19 protein-coding genes are annotated in these 20,710 nt (G+C 65.8%); 5 read left to right on the forward strand and 14 right to left on the reverse strand.

Features of this window, described 5'->3' with window-relative positions; translation table 11 throughout:
* Nucleotide 1: 1 nt before the first annotated feature.
* Nucleotides 2-1,915, forward strand: coding sequence for a molecular chaperone HtpG (htpG, locus tag Q0Q48_RS10465; protein WP_295137174.1), 1,914 nt, complete (start codon nucleotides 2-4; stop codon nucleotides 1,913-1,915).
* Nucleotides 1,916-1,925: 10 nt separating this feature from the next.
* Here the strand turns inward: htpG and Q0Q48_RS10470 are convergent, their stop codons facing one another.
* Genes Q0Q48_RS10470 through dctP form a run of 3 tightly spaced genes read right to left on the reverse strand, consistent with a single transcriptional unit; the run spans nucleotide 1,926 to nucleotide 4,883 of the window.
* On the reverse strand, nucleotides 1,926-3,236 hold the full coding sequence (locus tag Q0Q48_RS10470) for a TRAP transporter large permease (protein WP_295137176.1): 1,311 nt from the start codon (nucleotides 3,234-3,236) through the stop codon (nucleotides 1,926-1,928).
* Entirely contained in the window at nucleotides 3,236-3,790 is a 555-nt protein-coding gene (locus tag Q0Q48_RS10475; RefSeq protein ID WP_295137178.1) for a TRAP transporter small permease, read from the reverse strand. Before Q0Q48_RS10475 ends, Q0Q48_RS10470 begins: the two co-directional genes overlap by 1 nt.
* A 43-nt stretch (nucleotides 3,791-3,833) precedes the next feature.
* Nucleotides 3,834-4,883, reverse strand: a complete 1,050-nt coding sequence (dctP, locus tag Q0Q48_RS10480) for a TRAP transporter substrate-binding protein DctP (protein ID WP_295137179.1) — start codon at nucleotides 4,881-4,883, stop codon at nucleotides 3,834-3,836.
* Nucleotides 4,884-5,123: 240 nt separating this feature from the next.
* Between dctP and Q0Q48_RS10485 the strand changes: the two genes are divergently transcribed.
* Nucleotides 5,124-6,107, forward strand: coding sequence for a tripartite tricarboxylate transporter substrate-binding protein (locus Q0Q48_RS10485; protein WP_295137181.1), 984 nt, complete (start codon nucleotides 5,124-5,126; stop codon nucleotides 6,105-6,107).
* Nucleotides 6,108-6,117: 10 nt separating this feature from the next.
* Nucleotides 6,118-7,203, forward strand: a complete 1,086-nt coding sequence (locus Q0Q48_RS10490) for an amidohydrolase family protein (protein ID WP_295137183.1) — start codon at nucleotides 6,118-6,120, stop codon at nucleotides 7,201-7,203.
* A 17-nt stretch (nucleotides 7,204-7,220) separates the two neighbouring features.
* On the opposite strand, the gene Q0Q48_RS10495 is transcribed toward Q0Q48_RS10490, so the two are convergent.
* Nucleotides 7,221-8,204 (reverse strand): tripartite tricarboxylate transporter substrate binding protein, encoded by a 984-nt coding sequence (locus Q0Q48_RS10495; protein WP_295137185.1) that lies wholly within the window; start codon nucleotides 8,202-8,204, stop codon nucleotides 7,221-7,223.
* Nucleotides 8,205-8,479: 275 nt separating this feature from the next.
* Here Q0Q48_RS10495 and Q0Q48_RS10500 point away from each other — a divergent pair, with 275 nt between their 5' ends.
* Nucleotides 8,480-11,341, forward strand: coding sequence for an autotransporter domain-containing protein (locus Q0Q48_RS10500; protein ID WP_295137187.1), 2,862 nt, complete (start codon nucleotides 8,480-8,482; stop codon nucleotides 11,339-11,341).
* 13 nt (nucleotides 11,342-11,354) lie between these two features.
* On the opposite strand, the gene Q0Q48_RS10505 is transcribed toward Q0Q48_RS10500, so the two are convergent.
* The 10 genes from Q0Q48_RS10505 to ccoN form a co-directional block, all read right to left on the reverse strand.
* Nucleotides 11,355-11,726 carry a hypothetical protein gene (locus Q0Q48_RS10505; RefSeq protein WP_295137189.1) on the reverse strand — a complete coding sequence of 124 codons (372 nt, stop codon included), beginning with the start codon at nucleotides 11,724-11,726 and terminating at the stop codon, nucleotides 11,355-11,357.
* Nucleotides 11,727-11,796: 70 nt separating this feature from the next.
* Nucleotides 11,797-11,988 (reverse strand): hypothetical protein, encoded by a 192-nt coding sequence (locus tag Q0Q48_RS10510; protein ID WP_295137191.1) that lies wholly within the window; start codon nucleotides 11,986-11,988, stop codon nucleotides 11,797-11,799.
* A complete protein-coding gene (ccoS, locus tag Q0Q48_RS10515) occupies nucleotides 11,988-12,143 on the reverse strand; it encodes a cbb3-type cytochrome oxidase assembly protein CcoS (RefSeq protein ID WP_295137193.1) in 156 nt (51 codons plus the stop codon). The genes Q0Q48_RS10510 and ccoS overlap by 1 nt, the downstream gene beginning before the upstream one ends.
* Complete coding sequence (locus Q0Q48_RS10520) at nucleotides 12,143-14,515, reverse strand: copper-translocating P-type ATPase (protein ID WP_295137195.1); 2,373 nt, start codon at nucleotides 14,513-14,515, stop codon at nucleotides 12,143-12,145. The genes ccoS and Q0Q48_RS10520 overlap by 1 nt, the downstream gene beginning before the upstream one ends.
* Entirely contained in the window at nucleotides 14,512-14,988 is a 477-nt protein-coding gene (locus Q0Q48_RS10525; protein WP_295137197.1) for a FixH family protein, read from the reverse strand. Before Q0Q48_RS10525 ends, Q0Q48_RS10520 begins: the two co-directional genes overlap by 4 nt.
* Nucleotides 14,989-14,998: 10 nt before the next feature.
* The gene (gene ccoG, locus Q0Q48_RS10530) at nucleotides 14,999-16,471 is read right to left on the reverse strand and encodes a cytochrome c oxidase accessory protein CcoG (RefSeq protein ID WP_295137199.1); all 1,473 of its coding nucleotides are present in this window, start codon (nucleotides 16,469-16,471) and stop codon (nucleotides 14,999-15,001) included.
* A 19-nt stretch (nucleotides 16,472-16,490) separates the two neighbouring features.
* Nucleotides 16,491-17,351 (reverse strand): cytochrome-c oxidase, cbb3-type subunit III, encoded by an 861-nt coding sequence (ccoP, locus tag Q0Q48_RS10535; protein WP_295137201.1) that lies wholly within the window; start codon nucleotides 17,349-17,351, stop codon nucleotides 16,491-16,493.
* A 10-nt stretch (nucleotides 17,352-17,361) separates the two neighbouring features.
* Nucleotides 17,362-17,514: a cbb3-type cytochrome c oxidase subunit 3 gene (locus Q0Q48_RS10540; RefSeq protein ID WP_295137203.1), complete on the reverse strand. Its 153-nt coding sequence runs from the start codon at nucleotides 17,512-17,514 to the stop codon at nucleotides 17,362-17,364.
* A gap of 13 nt (nucleotides 17,515-17,527) precedes the next feature.
* Entirely contained in the window at nucleotides 17,528-18,253 is a 726-nt protein-coding gene (gene ccoO, locus Q0Q48_RS10545; protein WP_295137205.1) for a cytochrome-c oxidase, cbb3-type subunit II, read from the reverse strand.
* A 10-nt stretch (nucleotides 18,254-18,263) separates the two neighbouring features.
* Nucleotides 18,264-19,727 carry a cytochrome-c oxidase, cbb3-type subunit I gene (ccoN, locus tag Q0Q48_RS10550; protein WP_295137207.1) on the reverse strand — a complete coding sequence of 488 codons (1,464 nt, stop codon included), beginning with the start codon at nucleotides 19,725-19,727 and terminating at the stop codon, nucleotides 18,264-18,266.
* 124 nt (nucleotides 19,728-19,851) lie between these two features.
* Here ccoN and Q0Q48_RS10555 point away from each other — a divergent pair, with 124 nt between their 5' ends.
* Entirely contained in the window at nucleotides 19,852-20,649 is a 798-nt protein-coding gene (locus tag Q0Q48_RS10555) for a DUF2189 domain-containing protein (protein WP_295137209.1), read from the forward strand.
* Nucleotides 20,650-20,710: the final 61 nt, after the last annotated feature.

The following is a 20,710-nucleotide window of genomic DNA, read 5'->3' on the forward strand; positions in this document are numbered from 1 at the left end:
AATGAACGGCGACGGTTCGGCGGCCCAGGGCGGTCCGGAGAAGCACCAGTTTCAGGCCGAGGTGGCCGAGCTTCTCAACCTGATGATCCACTCGGTCTATTCCGAGACCGACGTCTTCCTGCGCGAGCTGGTGTCGAACGCCTCCGACGCCTGCGACAAGGTCCGCTACGAGGCCATCGCCCGGCCCGAGCTTCTGTCCGGCGACGAACGCTTGGCGATCCGGATCAAGCCCGATGCGGCGGCCAAGACACTGACCATTGCCGACAACGGCATCGGCATGGACCGCCAGGAGCTGATCGATAATCTCGGCACGCTGGCGCGCTCGGGCACCAAGGCCTTTCTGAAGGGGCTGAAGGACGCCAAGGACGGGCTGGGCCTGATCGGCCAGTTCGGCGTGGGCTTCTACGCCGCCTTCATGGTCGCCGACCGCATCGAGGTGACCAGCCGCCGCGCCGGTTCTGCCGAGGCCTGGACCTGGACCTCGGTGGGCGGCGCCGGCTTCGAGGTGTCGCCGGCCACGGCCGAGCAGGCGGCGCGCGTGTCGCGCGGCACCGAGATCGTGCTGCATCTCAAGGAAGACTCGGTGCGCTACCTCCAGCCCTACGAGCTGGAGCGCATCGTGCGCACCTATTCCGACCACGTGCTGTTCCCGATCGAGCTGATCGACGACAAGGGCGAGGCGCGTCAGGTCAATGCCGCCAGCGCGCTGTGGCAGCGCCCGAAATCCGGGGTGAAGCCCGAGGACTACACGCAGGCCTATCGCTCGATTGCCATGGCCTTCGACGAGCCGGCACTGACCCTGCACTACAAGGTCGAGGGACGGCAGTCCTATGCGGTGCTGCTGTTCGTGCCGAGCACGCCGCCGTTCGACCTTACCGATCCGGCGCGCAAGGGGCGGGTGAAGCTCTACGTCCGCCGAGTCTACATCACCGACGATGCCGAACTGCTGCCGGCCTACCTGCGCTTCGTGCGCGGCGTGGTGGACAGCGAGGACCTGCCGCTCAACCTGTCGCGTGAGATGCTGCAGAACAATCCGCAGGTCCGGCAGATCCGCTCGGGCCTCGTCGGACGCGTCCTCTCGGAGCTCGAGAGCACGGCGGCAAAGGATGCCGAAGCGTTCGGCAAGATCTGGGAGACGTTCGGCCCGATCCTCAAGGAAGGCCTCTATGAAGATGGCGAGCGGCGGGCCCAGCTCCTGGGGCTCGCACGCTTTGCCTCGACGGCGGGCGACAAGCCGCGCTCGATCAAGGAGTACGTGGCCGACCTGAAGCCGAACCAGACCGAGATCTACTATCTGGTGGGCGACAGCCTCGACCGGCTGAAGTCGAACCCGAAGCTGGAGGCCGCGAAGGCGCGCGGCGTCGAGGTGCTGCTGCTGACCGATCCGGTCGACGCCTTCTGGACGACCCTGCCGCAGGAGTTCGAGGGCAAGCCGCTCAAGTCGCTGAGCCAGGGCGAGGTCGATTTCGGCCTGATCCCCCTCGTCGACGAGGAGAAGGCCAAGGACGTCGCCGCCGATGCCGTCGAGGACGATGCCGCCGTTCTGGACGCCGCCAAGCAGGTGCTCGGCGACAAGGTGGCGGATGTGAAGGCCTCGACGCGCCTGACCGACAGCGCCTCCTGCCTGGTGGCGAGCGCGCAGGGCCGCGACCGCGAGCTCGAGCGCCTGCTCGAACGCCAGAACCGCGGCAGCGGCGCCAGACCCATCCTCGAGCTCAACATGAAGCACGCGATGGTGAAGGCGCTGGGCGCGGCAAAGAAGGAAGATCGCACGCAGGACGTCGACGATCTCGCGAACCTGCTGCTCGACGAGGCCTGCATCCTCGACGGCGAGATTCCGTCCGATCCGGCCGCTTTCGCGCGCCGCCTCAACGACTACGTCGTGCGAGCCTTGCGGGGCACTGCAACGGTCTGAAGGGACAGCCTCACGTCCCGCTCATCGTCAGTCTGGGAAGGAAGGTGACGATGTCGGGAAAGAGCGTGAACAGTCCGACGCAGGCGAAGTCCATGAGGACGAACGGCCAGACGTTGCGGAAGATCGCCTGAAGCGGGATGTCGGGCCGGACGCCGCTCACGACGTAGCAGTTGAGACCGACCGGCGGCGTCAGCAGGCCCACTTCGACCATCTTCACGACGATGATGCCGAACCATATGGGGTCGAAGTCGAGCTTCATCATCACCGGGAAGATGACCGGCAGGGTGAGAAGCAGCATCCCGATGCCGTCCATGAACATGCCCAGCACCGTGTAGAGCACGATCACGAACAGCAGGACGAGGTAGGGCGACACGCCGATGGCGACGATCCAGTCGGAAAAGCTGCTGGAAACGCCTGCAAAAGCCAGGAACCGCACGAAGATCAGGACGCCCCAGATGATCGAGAAGATCATCACCGTGAGCTTCACGGTGTCGAGCAGGGAATCGAGCAGGCCGCGCCCGGTCAGGGACCGCTTGAGCAAAGCCATGACGAAGACGATGAAGGCACCCAGCGCGCCCACTTCGGTCGGCGTTGCCCAGCCGGTGTACATGCCTCCGATCACGGCGCCGATCACGAACACGATGGGCAGGGCGTCGGGCAGCGTGACGAACCGCTCGCGCCACGGGATACCGTGGACCGACTGGCCGAGCGCCGGATTGATCCTGAACCGCACGACGATGATCGAGGCGTACAGGAGCGCGGAAATGACGCCGGGAATGAAGCCGGCCATCAGCAGGCCGCCGATCGAGGTTTCCGTGATGATGCCGTAGACGACCATGATCGCCGAGGGCGGTATCAGGGACGCCAGGGTTCCCCCGGCGGCCACGACCGCGGCGGCGATGCCGGGCTGGTACTTGTAGCGCAGAAGCTCGGGGATCGAGATGCGGGCAAAGACGGCCGCGGTCGCTGTGCTGGCGCCCGACACGGCGGCAAAACCCGCCGCGGCGAAGATCGTCGCGACCGCCAGTCCGCCGGGCATCCATCCCAGCCAGGCGCGTGCGCAACGATAGGCGCCCTGCACGATTCCGGCGTGGTGGGCGAGGTGACCGATCAGGATGAACAGCGGCAGGACCGATAGCGCGTAGTTCGTGGTGTCGGAGTAGGGGATGTGGCCAGCGATGCCGACGGCCTTGTCGAAGCCGCGCAGCGCCCATAATCCGAAAAAGCCGACGAGCCCCGCCGCTACGAAGATGCGGATACCGGCCACGATCATGAGGGTGAGGGCAACCATCCCGATGATGCCGATCGTGATGGGCTCCATCAGGCGTCCTCGGGCAGGTGTGATGCAACGGGTACCGCGATCGGTTCAGCCAGCGGATCGGCGACCAGCCGCACATAGGCCCAGATTTCGAGTGCGATCCGCAGCGCGAGAATGCTGAAGCCGATGACGGGAACCAGCTTCGAAGGCCAGGTCGGCCACTGGGTGTTGATCGTCGAATCGCCGATGTAATAGGCGTTCTCGAAGAAGTGCAGGACGCCCGGCAGCAGCAGGACGATCAGGGCGAACGCCGCGATGGATGCCATCAGCTCGGCGATCCATTTGCGGCGTCCTTTGAAGTGGCCGACCAGGATGTCGACCCTGATGTGGCCCGCCTTCCGGTAGCAGTAGGAGATTGTGAGCAGGGTATAAGTCGCCATGGTCTGCTCGATGAGGTCGAGTTGGCCATAGAGCGGCGCGTTGAACGCCTTGCGCATGACCATTTCGGCGACACCGAGCCACATCACACCGAAGATCACGACGCCGCCGATCACGGCCGTCACGAATTCGACGACCTGCAGGGCGCGATCGAGGCGGTCGAGGAGGGCACCGCCCATTGCCCGGCCGGAAGAAGCCATTGCAGCCACGGACGTTGCCGCCTCAGCTCTTCTTCAGCTTGGCCTTGGCCTTCTGGGCTTCGTTAAGGATGAGATCGAGCAGCTCCTGCGCTGGCACGCCCTTGGCGGCGTTTTCCGTGACCCAGGCCTTCCATACCGGCGCGGCGCCGACTTCCTGGAAGATCTTGAGTTCCTCCGGCGAATAGACGATTCCCTTGAGGCCTTTCTTCTCCCAGTCGGCCAGGTTCTTCTTGTCGGTCTCGCTATGAGCCTTGATCAGTGCCTGGTAGGCGAGAGGCCGGGCCTTGTCGAACAGCTCCTTGTACTGCGGCGGCAGCTTGCCGAAGGCGTCGAGAGCGACGATGGTCGGGCAGTTGTTCGCGCCGGGCGACAGGTTCGTCGTGTACCATTTCGCGATCTCGGGAATCTTGTACGACGCGAAGGCGTAGGTGTACGGGAACGCCGCGGCCCGGAAGACGCCGCGCTCCATCGACGTATAGACCTCCGGCGCAGGCACCGAGGTCGGGACGGCGCCGAGATTCTTCATGGCCGCACCCGTGCCGCCCAGCGCGCGCACGCGCATGCCCTTGAAGTCCGCCATTTTGGTCGGTGCATCGCCGGTGCCCATGAATTCCGACTGCGGCTGCAGGACGGACATCAGGACCATGGCGTTCCAGCGCTTGAATTCGTTCACGATGTAGGGGTTCTTGTAGAAGACGTCGTGCACCATCGCGTGCACCTCGGGATCGGCCAGCGGCAGGCCGGGCAGGTCGAGTGCATTGATGCCGGGATGCTTGCCCGGATGGTAGCCGGTGCAGATCTGCGCCATCTCGAAGGCGCCGAGCTTGATATTGTCGAGATTGTCCGATGCCTTCGACAGCGAATCGCCGTAGTGGATCTTGATGGTGAACTTGCCGTCGGTTTCCTTGCTCACGTAGTTGGCAAGGGTCTCGATGCCGGCAGTGAAGGCCCGGGGCGGTCCCCAGACGGAGAGGTTCCAGGAAACCTTGGGACCGTCGACGGCAAGCGCCGAGGTAGCACTGAGACCAAGAATTACGCCAGCAACGCCGAGACGAATTGACAGCACTCCCATCTTTTTCCTCCCTGTACTTGCTTGTGTATTGATTGAAGCCAGCATGGGCCTCGTTCAAATTCATGTCCACGGAGAATTTGCCGATGGATCCTGCTGCTGCGGACCTCCTGCTCGCGAGCCGGCATAAGACTTTTCGTTCCGGCGTGCAGTGGATCGGCGTGGATTGCCCTTGTCGAGCGGAGCGCCGTGGCTGAAGGCTTCGTCACGGTCGACGAAGACTGCATGTGACGAGGAAACAACATGTCCAAGGATGGAATCGTTCGGCGCCGCACTTTCCTGGGCGCCGTCGCGGGAACACTGGCAGCGCCGGCGATCGGCCGTGCCCAGGCCTGGCCGAACAAACCGGTGCGTGTGGTCAACGCCTACAGCGCCGGCGGAACGGCCGATGTCGTCTGCCGCATCTACTGCCAGGCGTTGGGCGAGAGGCTCGGCCAGAGCTTCACCGTCGACAACAAGCCGGGGGCGGCGGGCACCATCGCCGCCCAGATCGCGGCGCGCGCACCCAACGACGGCTACACGATCCTCTACGATGCCACGGCGCAGTCGGTGAACCCGTCGCTGTTCGCGGGCAAGCTTTCCTACGACACGCAGCGCGACCTGCTGCCGATCGCCCAGACGATGCAGACGCCGGTCACGCTGATGCGCAATTCACAGTTCCAGGCCAAGACCGTTCCCGAGCTGATCGCGCTGGCCAAGAGCAAGCCCGGTGCGCTCGACTGCGCCTCGACCGGCGTCGGCACGGTGCAGCATGTTTCGCTCGAGCTGCTGAACCAGAAGGCCGGTATCAAGATCAATCACGTGCCCTACAAGGAAATGGGCTCGGTCCGGAACGACCTGTTCGCCGGCCGCATTCCGCTTCTGTTCAGCAACGTTCCGGGCACCGTGGCGCTGCTGACCTCGAAGGACGTGAGCTGCATGGCCCATACCGGTCCGAAGCCGGTCGAGGTGCTGCCCGGCGTGCCCGCGATTTCGGAGGTTATTCCGGGTTTCGAGACCTGGGAATGGAATGGCCTGTTCGCGCCGGCGGGTAGTGATCCCGCGCTGATCTCGCGCCTCAACATCGAGGTCAACGCCGTCATGAAGATGGACAGCGTGGCGAAGCGGCTCGCAGAGCTGGGCGCGCTGACGCAGGCCAACACGGTCGCCGAATTCACTTCCTTCCGCGAAAAGCAGATCGCCTTCTTCGCCGACATGGTGAAGAGCGCCAACATCCGTATCGAGTAGGGAGCAGACCATGTCCGAGAACGATCCGCTGCTCGGCCATGGCCGGCAGATTATCGTGCGCGAGGACTGGCTTGGCCTGACCGAGGAGCCGATCCTCGATCCTGGCCTGCCAATCGTCGATCCGCACCATCATCTCTGGGAGCGTGACGGCGGGCATTCCTACCTGCTGCCGCAACTCCTGGCCGATACGGGGAGCGGCCACGATGTGCGCGCGACCATATTCGTGCAGTGCGGGGAGATGTATCGCGCCTCGGGGCCGGACGAGGAACGGTCGCTGGGCGAGACCGAGTTCGTGACCGGCGCGGCCGCCGTCAGTGCGAGCGGCCGTCACGGGCCGACGCGCGCCTGCGCCGGCATCATCGGCATGGTCGACCTGACCCTTGGGGACAAGGTCGAAGCGCTGCTCGAGAAACACCGCGCCATTGCCGCCGGCCGCTTCTGCGGCATCCGCAATCGCACCGCCTGGCATCCGTCGCCGGACGTCACGTCGAACCTGGCGATGAAGCCGCCGGGGCCGCTCGAGCATCCGTCCTTCGCCGAGGGCGCGCGGCGACTGGCGAAGCAGGGGCTCCCGCTCGACGTCTGGGCCTATCACACCCAGCTCCCGAAGGTGGTGAAGCTGGCGAAGGCCGTGCCGGAACTGACCATCGTCGTCGACCATGTCGGCGGCCCGCTCGGTATCGGTCCATTCCGCGGCAAGCATGCGGAAGTCTACCCGGAATGGAAGCAGCGCATGAGGGAGCTGGCGGCGCTGCCCAATGTGCGGGTGAAGCTCGGCGGTCTCACCATGTTCGTGAACGGCTTCGACTTCCACAAGAGGCCGAAGCCGCCGGGCTCGGAAGAGCTGGCGAAGACCTGGGCGCCATATATCGAGCCCTGTATCGAGGCGTTCGGCGCCGAGCGCTGCATGTTCGAGAGCAACTTCCCGGTCGACAAGGGCCAATGCAGCTACCCGGTCCTGTGGAACGCCTTCAAGCGCCTGACGGCGAAGGCTGGCGCGGCCGAGAAGACGGCGCTCTACAGCGGCACCGCGGTGCGCACCTACGGTCTGGACCGCCTGCCGGCGGCGCTAGCGGTCGATCTCCAGGCAAGGTAACGTCCCGACCGTGCATCTCAGTCGGCTGTTATGTGCGCGGCCTGGATAATTCGCCGGTTCGTGTCGCTTTCCTTCTTTAGGTTCGCGACGATAGCGTCCGGTGTCAGGACGAGCGGCCGCAGGCCGATCGCATTGAGCGATGCGATGGTCGGCGCATCCGAAAGGATTTCGGCGAAGACCTCGTTCAACCGCGCCAGAACAGGCGCCGGCGTCGAGGCCGGCGCGACGGCGACGAATCCGCCACTCAGTTCCCAGTCGGGAATACCCGCGTCGGCTATACTCGGCACGCCGGGTAGGTCGTCGCGCAGGTCGTTTCCGGACACCGCGAGTCCGCGCAATTGCCCCGAGCGCACGAGCGGCGCCGTGATGGGATCGATCATCAACTGCACGAGGCCCGCGGTCGCATCCTTCGCGGCGGCCGCGCTGCCGCGATAGGGCACATGCACCATGTCGATGTTTGCGCGAAGCTTGAGGTATTCCCCGGCGAGGTGTCCACCGGAGCCATTGCCGGCCGAGCCGAAATTGAGCTTGCCCGGATTTTCCTTTGCGTAGGCGATCAGCTCCTGCAGCGTCTTGACGGGCAAGGAGGGGTGGACCGCAAACACGGAGCGGGACGCCCCGACATAGCCGACCGGCTTGAAGTCTCGGAACGGCTCATAGCCGGTGCGCATCAGCTGCGGCGCGACCGTCAGGTTGCCGGTAGAGGCATTGAGCAGCGTGTGACCGTCCGGCTTCGATTTCGCGACGAACTCGGCGCCGATCGATCCGCCGCCGCCCGACTTGTTGTCGACGACGATCGTCTGGCCCAGCTTCTCGCCGAGCTTGCGGGCAATGATACGGCCGGAATTGTCATTGGTGGCGCCGGGCGGAAAAGGAACGACGTAGGTGATGGAGCGCCCCGGATAGGGCTCGGCGCGCAGCTGGTACGGCAGCGCCGCGGTGGCGAGTGCGGCGGCGCCGGCGCCGAGAAAGTGGCGCCGTGTTGCAGTGCTGCCGGTCATACTGAACTCCTACGCATGGTAAACTCGCAATGCTCCGGAACGACTCCGAACCGGTTATTGCGAGCCAAGCGTGGCAGTGCGCGCCGAGCTCATACATCGAATCTTCGCATCAATGATTCAGTGAAGAGGAGATCGCCGCATCGCCTCGATCGTCCGCGACGGAAGTATAATCTCCGGCGTGTCAGAAACTCTGTTTGCGCGCGCCGTGCGGACCGGTACGGTGTCGGCTATCGGCCAGGCGACAGGGGCGCGGCCGACTGGAGCGAGGAGAGTTCATGGGGGAGACTAAGGCCCGAGGCACCGTTGGTGCCTTCTCAGTCATTGTTGGTGTCCAGATCGGCATGTTGGGTCTCTGCTCCTTGACCGGAACGGCGCAGGCGCAACTGAGCTTCAAGACTTATCAGTACGGAAGCAGTACCATCACGACGGTCACCGGCATTCGCGGTGGCAACATGACCGGCAACTACTCGATTCCGGGAACCGGCGGCAATACGGGGGGATTGCTGTTCGGCGTGCCCGCCGACACTATGAACCCGTTTCCGACCGCGACGGCCAATCAGTCGAACTATCCCGGCGCCATCAGCAGCACACCCTATGGTCCGAGTTTCGGATCGTCCACGGGTATCCTGCGCGTCGTCGGAAGCTACATAACGGCGGCATCCAGCCCCTACGACCTCGGATATCTGTTCGATGCGGCGGCGCCGTCCGCATCGCAACTAACGACGCTGCGCTATCCCAGCACTCCCGGCAATACCACGCTGTACACGATCGCCCATAGCAACTTCGGCAATCAGGTCGTCGGCAATTACGACACCATGCTCGCGACCGGCAACGCCTTCGTCTACGACATCCCGACGGGGACGTTCACGACCAACAACAAGCCGGGTGCGGTCAGCACCACCGCCTATGGTGTTTACGGCAACAGAATCGCGGGCGGCTACGCCGATCCGACGGAGCATGGCTACATCTACAATCAGTCGACGGGCGTCTTCACGAGCTATGACGCGCCAGGCGCCGTCTTCACGCATTTCGAAGGCATCACCAGCGGCGGCCGGGCCAACACCTACAACCTCGTGGCCGACTCCCTTGGTATCGACGGCAAGCAGCATGCGTGGGCGGTCCACATCGACGCGGCGGGTGTCGCGACCTGGACCGAGATTGCCGTGCCGGGCGCCGATGTGACGTCCGCCAATTCGACTTATGGCGGCACCATCATCGGCGTCTATGTCGAGGGGGGTGTGACCAAGGCTTACAGCGTCAACGTCCCCGGCCTGTACAATCCCGTGACCAATTCGGTGAACCTGGTGAGCAACATTGCCGGCGCCGTGGCGATCAACGGCGCGGGTGACGACGTCGTCAACAACAGCTCCATCCGGATGACGGGCAGCAACGCCATCGGTATCAGCAATGGCACCTATGGCGTGGTGACCAACTACGGCACGATCGGCGTGACGGGTCCTGGCGGCATCGCCGTCCAGATGACGGGCGATTTCAGCTCACTGCTGAATGCGGGCACGATCAGCGCCGGCCAGTATGGATACGCGATTCGCACAGATGGCACGGCAACGGGCTCGCTGGTCGTCAACAGCGGCACGATCGACGGCCTCGTGTCGGTCTTCGCGGGACCCGATGCCCGGTTCGAGAACAGCGGTTGGATGGGTATCACTCCTGCAGGAGCCGGCGGGGTGCACCAGATCAGCGGCACCTTCGTCCAGACATCGGTCGGCACGATGGGAATGCGCGTCTCGCCGACCACGGCGGACCTGCTCGAAGTGAACGGCACCGCTCGGCTTTCCGGCGGCCTGCAGGTCATCGGCCAGTCCGGCAGCTTTGCGCCACGCAAGACCTATACACTGGTGACGACGACGGCTGGATTGAGCGGATCATATGAGTCGGTGGTCAGCACCTCGCCCTTCCTCATCCCGACGATGAGTTACGACGCGAACAACGCGTACCTGACCCTGCAGGTCGGCGGCTTCGCCCAGGCGGCGCTGACGCCCAACCAGTCGGCGGTGGGCGCGGTACTCGATGCCACGGCACCCACCGCGACGGGCGACTACGCCACGGTGGTCGGCGCCCTCGCGTCGCTTTCGGCGCAGCAGGGCCAGGCGACGATGAACGCGATCAGCGGCCAGAACTATTCGGGCTTCTCTAGTTTGATGGTGCAGGGAACCCAGCTTTTCCTCACCAACTTCGCGGGCCAAGCCGGCGGCGGCGGCTTTACCGACTCGGGCCGCGTCGCGCTCGCCGAGGCCTGCAGCGTTGCCTGCGAGACCGCCTCCCCTGCGCTATGGGGCGCGTGGGGCGGGGCGCTGGGCGGCTTGGGCACGATCAGCAACGGGGGCACCAACAGCGGCGCACTCACCTACAATGTCGTCGGCTTCGCGGGCGGTCTCGACCGCCTCGTGGCACAGGGTCTCCGAATCGGCGCAACGGCTGGCTACCAGAACGGCAACCAGTGGGTCGGCGGCTTCAGCGGCAGCGGTAACTCCAATACCTTTCAGGCCGGTCTTTACGCCAACTACAGCGAGGGCAAGGTCTACGCCGATGGCATCGCGGGCTATGCCTACAGCGCCAACCAGATGTGGCGCAGCATCGCGATCCCGGGTCTGGCGCCGCGCACCGCCTCCGGCTTCACCGGCGCCAACCAATTCTACGGCCAGGTCGAGACCGGCTATCGCTTCGACATCGGCGGCCTTGCGGAGGCCTTCGTGACGCCGTTTGTGCGGCTGCAAGCCTATACTGGCACCCAGAACGCCTTCACGGAGACGGGGGCGGGATCGCTCAACCTCTCGGTGGCGCAGCAAACGACGAACTCGCTGCGCACGGTGCTGGGTGCCCAACTCGGCGGCTCGATGGACCTGGGTTGGCGCGATCGTCTGGCCATGAAAATGCGCCTGGGCTGGAGCCACGAATATGCCGACACGGCGCGGCCGGTGACGGCGTCGTTTGCCGGCGCTCCGGCCGCCCCGTTCACGACTTACGGGGTGGCGCCGCAGCGCGACGGCGTCGTGCTGGGAATTTCGGCGTCCACCACCGTCGCAGAGGCCATGAACGTCTATGTGCGCTACGAGGGCGAGGTTTCGGGGCAGGACAATGCCCAAGCCTTCACCGTCGGCTTGCGCATGACCTGGTAGGATAAACCAAGCGTCACACCACCTTCGGCGTGATCTTCACGACCTTGAAAGGCCGCTGGATGCCGTCATGCTCGGTGACGGACACGTATTCGCCGACCACGAACCTGTGGGTGTCGAAGCGGAAGATGGGCTCATCGTCGTCGTCGCCCGGCTTGTAGGAGAAGGCCCACTTGCCGTCGCGGCGGTGAATCAAATGGCCGGTCTCGTCGTCGGCCCCTTCCCAGAAGCGCCGCACGGTGCAGGCGGCCTTGTGCTTCGCCCAACCTTCCGCCTGCAGGTGACCCTGCGCATCGAGCGGGGCGACGAATTCATAGCCATGGTTCGAGCTGCCGTTGGGAAACTCCGGCGTGCGGGCCAGTTCGAGGATGATTTTCTTGAGGGGCATGAGTTCTCCTTGGGCAATGACTCACTATGCCCGCCAGAATTCAACAGCCCATGATCCAAATCAATCCCGGCTATCGGCCTTCGGTGGCTTTCCGCTCGGCCTCGTCGAAGCTGGTCTTTATCATGAACCAGCAGAACAGGACCCCGAACAGCGACAGGCCGAGCCCGAAGGCCAGGATGCCACCGTCCTTGGCGGCGCCTGCCATGAACAGCCCGACCAGGCCCATCAGCGCGGCCATGATTCCCATGATCCAGTAGGACATCATTTGCTCCTTGTGTCGTCGTCATCGAAAAGAATTCGGCCGGCGGCCCCGTCGGGATCGTCGTACTGGCCGTTGCGCAGGGCCCAGAGGAAGGCCGCGAGTGCGAGCAGGCCGAGAATCAGCGCCGCCGGCACCAGGACGAGCAGGCTGTCCATCAGGACCTCCGGCCTTTCGGTCCGCCGGTGCCGAGACGCAGGGCGTTGCCGATCACCAGCAGGGAAGAAGAGGACATCGCCACGGCTGCGATCAGCGGCGTGACATTGCCCAGGATCGCGAGCGGTACCGCGCTGAGATTGTAGAGGAGCGCCAGGGCCAGGTTCTGGCGGACCAGCCGGTCGGCGCGGCGCGCCACGTCCAGGAATTCCGTTACAGGCCCAAGCGCGTCGCCTTGGAAGACCGCGTCGGCGGCGGATTGGGTGGCTTCGGCGGCCGTGGTCGGCGAAATGGAAGCGTGGGCAGCGGCGATCGCCGGCGCGTCGTTCAACCCGTCGCCCACCATCAGGACGCGTCTCCCCTGAGCGGCGAGCTCGGCGAGGCGCTGAGCCTTCTGCGCCGGTGTGACGCCGGACCGCCATTCGGCGATGCCGGCCGCCGCCGCCGCATCGGCCACCGCGGCCTGCCGGTCGCCGGACAGGACTTCGACGGCGAGGCCGCTGCGGCGCAGGGCGGCTACGGTCGTGGCCGCGTCCGGCCGCAGCCGGTCGGCGAAGGCGAAGCGCAGGGGCGGGCGGCCCGGCTGCGCAAGCCACAGTTCCGATCTTCCGTCGTCCGGCGGATCCATGACGCCGCAGAAGGACGCCGATCCGAGTCGCACGCCATCGCTCTCCAGCCCCGCGCCGGGATGTTCGATGACGCGCGCGGCCGGGCTCGCTTCCGGTATGGCCCTCGCGAGGGCGCGGGCCAGTGGATGGCGGGAGTTGAGCGCGAGCGAGGCGGCCAGCCGACAGACCTCGGGATCGTCCGGTGCTGCGACCAGCTCGGGTCGGCCGAGAGTGAGCGTGCCGGTCTTGTCGAAGACCACGTGATCGACCTGTGCCAGCCGCTCCAGCGCCGTCGGCGACAGGAGCAGCATGCCCGACCGCAGCAGCCGCGTGCTGGCCACGACCTGGACGACGGGCACCGCGAGCGCCAAGGCGCAGGGACAGGTGATGATCAGAACGGCCGTGGAAATCAGCAGCGCACGGTCCCAGGCGAGGCCACCCAGCAGGGTCCAGCCCAGGAAGGTCAGCAGGGCCGTCACATGCACCACGGGTGCGTAGGCGCGCGCGACCCGGTCGGCGATGGCCACGAAACGTGACCGTCCCCGTTCGGCGGCCTCGACCAGGCGCACGATCTCCGACAGCAGGGTATTGTCGCCCGCCGCCGTGACCTTCACACGCAGGACGGCGCCGAGATTGATCGTGCCGGCAAAAGCCTTGACGCCGGGAAAGGCCGGCAGCGGCAGGCTCTCCCCGGTCACCAGCGAAGCATCCAGGGAGGAGACGCCCTCGCTCACGATGCCGTCGGCGCCCAGCCGCTCGCCGGCGGCGACCAGCAGCACGTCGCCGGGTACGAGACTGTCGACACGGCGCGACAGGGTGCTGCCGTCGGCGGCGACCACCGTGGCGCTGCGGCTGGACAGCGCCAGCAAGGCATGTACCGCTTCCCGGGCGCGGCCGCGCGCGCGGCGGTCGAGATAGCGCCCGATCAGCAGGAAGAAGAGCAGGGTGATGGCCGAATCGAAATAGGCGTGCTGTTCGCCGACCCAGGCCTCGTGCAGGCTGACGACGCAGGCGAGCGTGACGCCGATGGAGATCGGCACGTCCATGTTGGTGCGCCCGGCGCGCAGTGCGTTCAGCGCCGAGCGGAAGAAGGGCCGTCCGGCATAGGCGACCGCCGGCAGGGCGATTGCCGCCGACAACCAGTGGAAAAGCGTGCGCGTGGCGTCGCCCATCGAGCCGTCATGGCCTGCCCAGACGGCGACGGAGAGCAGCATCACGTTGGCCGCCGCGAAGCCTGCCACGGCTAGGGCGCGCAACAGCTCGCGCGTTTCGCGATCGTCGCCGGCCGCGGCCGCAATGGTGTCGTAGGGCGCCAGCCGGAAGCCCAGGGCTGCGACCAGCCCGGCGTGTCCATTGGCGTCGCCGGTCGATCCCTGCCATGCGAGTGACAGGCGCCGCGTGGAGAGATGGACGCGCGCGCGCGTGACCGTGGGATTGCGGGCCAGCAGGCTTTCGATCAGCCAGACGCAGGCGGCGCAATCGAGGCCGTCGATCAGCAGGTCCAGCGAGGCGCCCCCGCATCCGTCGGACCTGGCATAGGCGGTGAAGTCGATGTCGAGCGGTTCGGGCCGGTGCGCGCGCGTCTCTTCGAGCCGCCGGTAGAAGGCGCCGAGCCCGGCGGCGCCGATGATGGCGTGCGCGCTGGCGCAGCCCGGGCAACAGAAGAGCGTGTCCGATGCGCCTCGCAGCGTCTCGCCGCAATGCGCGCAGGTTCGCAGCCCCGCGGGAACGGAGACGCCGGGAGCGTAGAGGACCGCGTCGGTCACCTGAGGAACATCCGGCGCGTCTGCGCAAAGCGCTGCCCGCCCTGTTCGATGGAGATATCGACATCCCAGTTGCCGCGCGCGGGGAGGGCGATGTGGCCGACGTGGCGGCCGATATCGACGGCGGTCATCGCAACGCCCAGGACGCCGCCCTTTTCAGCCGGACGCACCAGCGCCACCGCGACCTGCGCGCCGGCGAGAGGCTGGCCGGCGCGATCGAACACGGCGATCTCCAACCTGTCGCTGCCGGGCTGCCAGGTGGGTTCGACCCGCCAGCCGAGTGCATCACGGGCCTGCTGCGCCGCGATGACCTCGTTGTAGTGCAGGCCCCGGTCGCGCGGCTTCGGTGTGTAGAGGCCGGAGAAGGACCCGACGGCCACCCCGATCATCGTTGCGTTGACCGCAAACACGATCGCGAAACCGGCAACGAAGAGCCAGGGAATGTGCCGGCTGCGCGCGAGATCGGTGGGAGTCATGATCCTGTCCTCAGCGTCCCGGGCCGACGAAGACGGCATCGTGCGAGGCACGCCCGCCGCCCGCCTCGTCGCGCACGGTGAAGGTGATGGGTTTGGCACCCGACGGCGCGGCGGGCGCCGGCATCGTGACGAACACGCGGAAGGTGCCGACGGTGTCGGGCTGTACCGCCAGCGTCGTCGTCGGCCCGCTGCCCTCGACGTCGGCACCGACGAAGCCCAGCTGTGCCGATGGCAACCCCTCGATCTCGAGCCGCACATGCTGGGGCGCGCGGCGCTTGTTCAGCACCTTGACGGTATAGGAGTTGCGGATGTCGCCATTGGACAGGCGCACGAAGTTCGGGTTGCGGTCGCGCTGTACCGTCAGCTCGGTGTCGGCACGCAGGGCGAAGACCACCAGCATGACGGCGGCGACGACGCTCAGCAGGCCGGCGTAGAGCAGGGTGCGCGGCCGGATGGGCCGCCACGGAACGGACGCCTTCCCGGTTTCCTTCGCCTGCTGGGCGGCGAGAGTGTCCCAGCGGATGAGGCCGGTCGGGCGCCCGACCTTGTCCATCGTCTGCGTGCAGGCGTCGATACACAGGCCGCAGCCGATGCACTCGATCTGCTGGCCGTCGCGGATGTCGATGCCCGTCGGGCAGACGGCGACGCAGAGATTGCAATCGATGCAGTCGCCGCGGCCGGCCCAGCTGTCGCCGGCCTTATGCTTGCCGCGCGGTTCGCCGCGCCACTTCTGGTAAGTGACGATGAGGCTCTGCTCGTCGAGCATGGCGGCCTGGAAGCGCGGCCACGGACACATGTAGGTGCAGACCTGCTCGCGCGCCCAGCCGGCCAGGACATAGGTCGTGGCGGTGAACAGGCCGATGAAGGCATAGACTTCCATCGATGCCTCGCCGCGGAATATCTTCACCAGCGTCGTGGGGGCATCGACATAGTAGAAGACCCAGGCGCCACCTGTGGCCGCGGCGATCATCAGCCATGCAGCGTGCTTCAGCGTCTTGCGGGCCGCCTTGCCGGCCGACATCGGCAGACGGTCCAGCCGCATGCGTTCGTTACGGTCGCCCTCGATCAGCCGCTCGACCCACATGAAGAGGTCCGTCCAGACGGTCTGCGGACAGGTGAATCCGCACCAGACGCGGCCGAACAGCGACGACGCGAAGAACAGCCCGAATGCACCCAGGATCAGGAAGCCCGTGACGAAGTAGACTTCCTGCGGCCAGATGACAATGTCGAAGAACCACCCGCGGCGATGGTCGAGATCGATCAGGATAGCTTGCGAGGGAGCGCCGGGTCCGCGATCCCAGCGCAGCCAGGGCACGACATAGTAGAGGCCGAGAAGCAGGACCAGGGTGGCCCACTTGATGTGGCGCCACTTCCCGGAGACGGCGCGCGGATAGACCCGGGTCCGTGGCGCGTACAGCGGCGGCGGCTCCGGCTCCGGCGGCCGCGGCGTGGCCCTGTCGGTCTTGCGAGCGGGGGAGACCATCGTTCGACCTGCATCACACCTAGCGACCGCCGCCCAGCGAGTGGACGTAGACGGCCAGCATCTTCATGGTCGCCTCGTCGAGGCGGCCACTCCACGCCGGCATGCTGCCGTTGCGGGCATAGAAGATGGAGCGGTAGATCGCGTCACGGCTGCCGCCGTAGAGCCAGATGCCGTCGGAGAGATTGGGCGCGCCCAGCTCTTGGTCGCCTTTCCCGCCTGCCTTGTGACAGACGACGCACTGCTCCTCGAAGATCTTGGCGCCTTCCGGCGTCGCCTTCGCCTTGCCGGACAGGCTGAGCACGTAGTCGGTCACGGCGGCCACCTGGGCGCCCGTCAGCAGCCCGTCGGCGCCGAAGCGCGGCATCATCGACTGGCGGGACTTGTCGTCGCTGTTGCGAATGCCGTGTTCGATGGTGGCGTAGATCTGGTCGATGCTGCCGCCCCAGATCCAGTCGTCGTCCACCAGGTTGGGGAAGCCGGTGCTGCCGCCGCCGCCGGCGCCATGGCACTGCATGCAGTTGGTCTGGAAGGCCGAACGGCCGCCGGCCATGGCGAAGTTGAAGAGTTCCGGATCCTTGCGGATGTCGGCCAGCGACGCGGCGCGGATGCGGTCGACGAAGCCTGCGCGCTCCTTCGCCTGTGCGCTGAGCTCCTGGCGCAGTTCCGCGCGGCTGGAGTAGCCCAGCAGCCCGTCAGTATGGCCGCCGAGCCACGGCCAGGCTGGGTACAGGGCGCAGTAGACGAGGGCGAAGGCGATGCAGGCGTAGAAGGTATAGACCCACCATGTCGGCAGCGGGGTGTTCAGTTCCTTGATGCCGTCCCACTCGTGGCCGGTCGTGTTCTCGCCCGACAGTGTGTCTTTCTCGATCTTGGTTGGCATGGCCAGTCCTTCAGCGGTCGTCGTCGAGGGGGATCCGGGCGTCTTTCTCGAAGCGCTTCCGGTTGCGCGGCCGCAGGGCCCAGAAGGCGATCAGGAGAAAGATGATGACGGCCCAGACCGTCCAGAAAGAGGCGAGGAGTTCGTGCAGACTTTCGAGGGTCATGGCGGGCTCCTCTCTATTGCTTGAGCCGGTCGGGCGGGATGTCGCCGAACTGCACCAGCGTGCCGAGCATCTGCAGGTATGCGACCAGCGCATCCATCTCGGTGATCGTGCTCGTCTCGCCGTTGAACTTGGCGACGGGCGCACGGGGATAGCGCTTCTGCATGGCCGTCGGGTCGCGGTCCGGATCGACCTGCGCCTCGAGATCGGCGCGCGCATTGGCAATCATCTCGTCGGTGTAGGGCGTGCCGACGCTGCGCAGCGTGCGGAGATGCTGGGCGATGTCGGCATAGTCGAGCGGGCGGTTCGCCAGGAACGGATAGGCGGGCATCACGCTTTCGGGCACGACGGCGCGCGGCGAAGCCAGATGGGCGACGTGCCAGTCGTTCGAGTAGCGGCCGCCGACGCGCGCGAGATCCGGTCCCGTGCGCTTGGATCCCCACTGGAAGGGCTTGTCGTACATGCTCTCGGCCGCGAGGCTGTAGTGGCCGTAGCGCTCGACCTCGTCCTTGAAGGGCCGGATCTGCTGGCTGTGGCAGAGGTAGCAGCCTTCACGGATGTAGATGTTGCGGCCCATCAGCTCGAGCGGCGTATAGGGGCGCACGCCGTCGATGCGTTCGATCGTCGTTTCGACGGTGAACAGCGGGATGATCTGGACCAGACCGCCGATCGATACCGTGATCAGCGTGAGGACCAGCATGAGGATGGCGTTCTTTTCGATCGTCTCGTGGCGGATAGACATTGGACGCTCCTTACGCCGCGAGTGCCGGTTGGGTCTGGGTGGCGAGTGTCTCCGTCTCGGTGCGGATGGTTCGCCACATGTTGTAGGCCATGATCAGCCCGCCGCTCAGGAAGCAGACGCCACCCAGCAGACGGATCAGGTAGAAGGGATGCATGGCGGCGACGGTCTCGACGAACGAGTACTGGAGGAACCCGAGCTCGTCGTAGGCGCGCCACATCAGGCCCTGCATGATGCCGCTCACCCACATCGCCGTGATGTAGAGCACGATGCCGATGGTCGCGATCCAGTAGTGCCAGCTGATCAGGCGCGTGGACCACATGGCCGGCCGGTTCCACATCTTCGGGACCAGGTAGTAGAGCGTGCCGAACACGATGAAGGCGACCCAGCCGAGCGCGCCGGAATGCACGTGTCCGATCGTCCAGTCGGTGTAGTGGCTGAGCGAGTTGACGGCCTTGATGGACATGACCGGCCCTTCGAAGGTCGCCATGCCGTAGAAGCCGACGGCGGTCACGGAGAAGCGCAGGCCCGGATCGGTGCGGAGCTTGTCCCAAGCGCCCGAGAGCGTCATCAGACCGTTGATCATGCCGCCCCAGCTCGGCATCCAGAGCATCACCGAGAAGGCCATTCCCAAGGTCTGGGCCCAGTCGGGCAGGGACGTGTAGTGGAGATGGTGCGGGCCGGCCCAGATGTACAGGAACACCAGCGACCAGAAGTGAATGATCGACAGCCGATAGGAGTAGACTGGCCGGTTCGCCGCCTTCGGGATGTAGTAGTACATCATGCCGAGGAAGGCCGCAGTCAGGAAGAAGCCGACGGCGTTGTGACCATACCACCACTGGATCATCGCATCCTGCACGCCCGACCAGGCGCCGTAGCTCTTGGTCCCGGTGATCGAGACCGGCAGCGCGAGGTTGTTGACGATGTGGAGCATCGCAATGGTGATGATGAACGCCAGATAGAACCAGTTGGCGACGTAGATGTGCGGCTCCTCGCGCTTCAGCACCGTGCCGAGGTAGGCGATCAGGTAGGCCACCCACACGATCGTGAGCCACAGGTCGACGAACCATTCGGGCTCGGCGTACTCCTTGCTCTGCGTGATGCCGAACAGGTAGCCGAGCGCCGCGGCGACGATGAAGAACTGGTAGCCCAGCAGCACGAACCAGCCGAGCGCCTCGCCGCCGAACAGCCGGGCGCGGCAGGTTCTCTGCACGACGTGGAAGGCCGTGCCGATCAGCGCGGTGCCGCCGAAGGCGAAGATGGCGGCGGATGTGTGCAGCGGCCGAAGGCGGCCGAATGTCAGGTACGGGCTGTCGAAGCTGAGCTGCGGCCACACGAGCTGGGCTGCGATGACGACGCCGACCAGGAAGGCCGCTATGCCCCAGAACATGGTCAGCACGGCGGCCGCGCGGATCACGTCCTCTACATAACGCGGCGCCGGACGCTGGTCGGCTGTCAATACGGCTTGGCTCGACATGCTCACTCCCCGAATGGTCGCGGGGACCCTAGGAGGTGGCGCACGTTGAGCCCTTGATTTGGGTCAAGGCTGCTGCGACGAATGGCGGATCACAATGCCGCATGCAAACCGACTGTGAGGCACGATGAGCGAGACCATTGCGGTGTTTCCGACGCCCCGGCCACTCATCCGGCGTGTTCCCGTCGATCGTCCGTGGACCTGGCTGGCTGCTGGGTGGCGCGACATTGTGGCCGCACCTGGCACAAGCCTCGCCTATGGCGTCGTGCCGGTGGCGGCGGGATGGCTGGCCATCGTGCTGATGCTTCGGTTCGATCTGCCGTACCTGGTGTTGCCGCTCAGCGCGGGCTTCTTCTATGTCGGCCCCTTCATCGCCACCGGCCTGTACGAGATCAGCCGCCGTCTCGAGGCCGGAAAGCCCGTCGATGGCATATCCACCCTGATGGCATGGCGTCGCAATCCCGAGCAGATCGCGCTGATGGGGGTGCTTCTCCTGCTCTTCCATCTGGCCTGGATGAGATTGGCGCAGCTTCTCTTCGCTCTCTTCGAATTTCGCACCATCCCCTCCTGGGACCGCTTTCTCGACCTCGTCTGGACGACTTCGAAGAGCCTCCCGTTCATGGCGCTGGGAATCGGCCTGGGTGCATTTTTGGCGGCGATTGCCTTCGCGATCGGCGCTTTCTCCATTCCCTATCTGCTCGACCGGCGGAACTCGAACATGTTCGAGGCGATCGCGACCTCGGTAGCCGCGACCCGCCTCAACCTACGTCCCATGTTGCTGTGGGCCGGCCTGATCGTGTTCCTCACCGGCCTCGGTATGATTCTGGGATTGCTGGGGCTGGTGGTGACCCTGCCGCTGGTCGCGCATGCCACGTGGCATGCTTACCGTGACGTCATCCGTTTCGAGCCGGAGCCTGCGGCGTGATGCTGAAGTGCGGCAGGGTGGGCTACGTATAGTCCCCTAGGTCAATTCCTGAATTGCCGGC

Source organism: uncultured Reyranella sp. (assembly GCF_945957355.1).
GTDB lineage: Bacteria > Pseudomonadota > Alphaproteobacteria > Reyranellales > Reyranellaceae > Reyranella.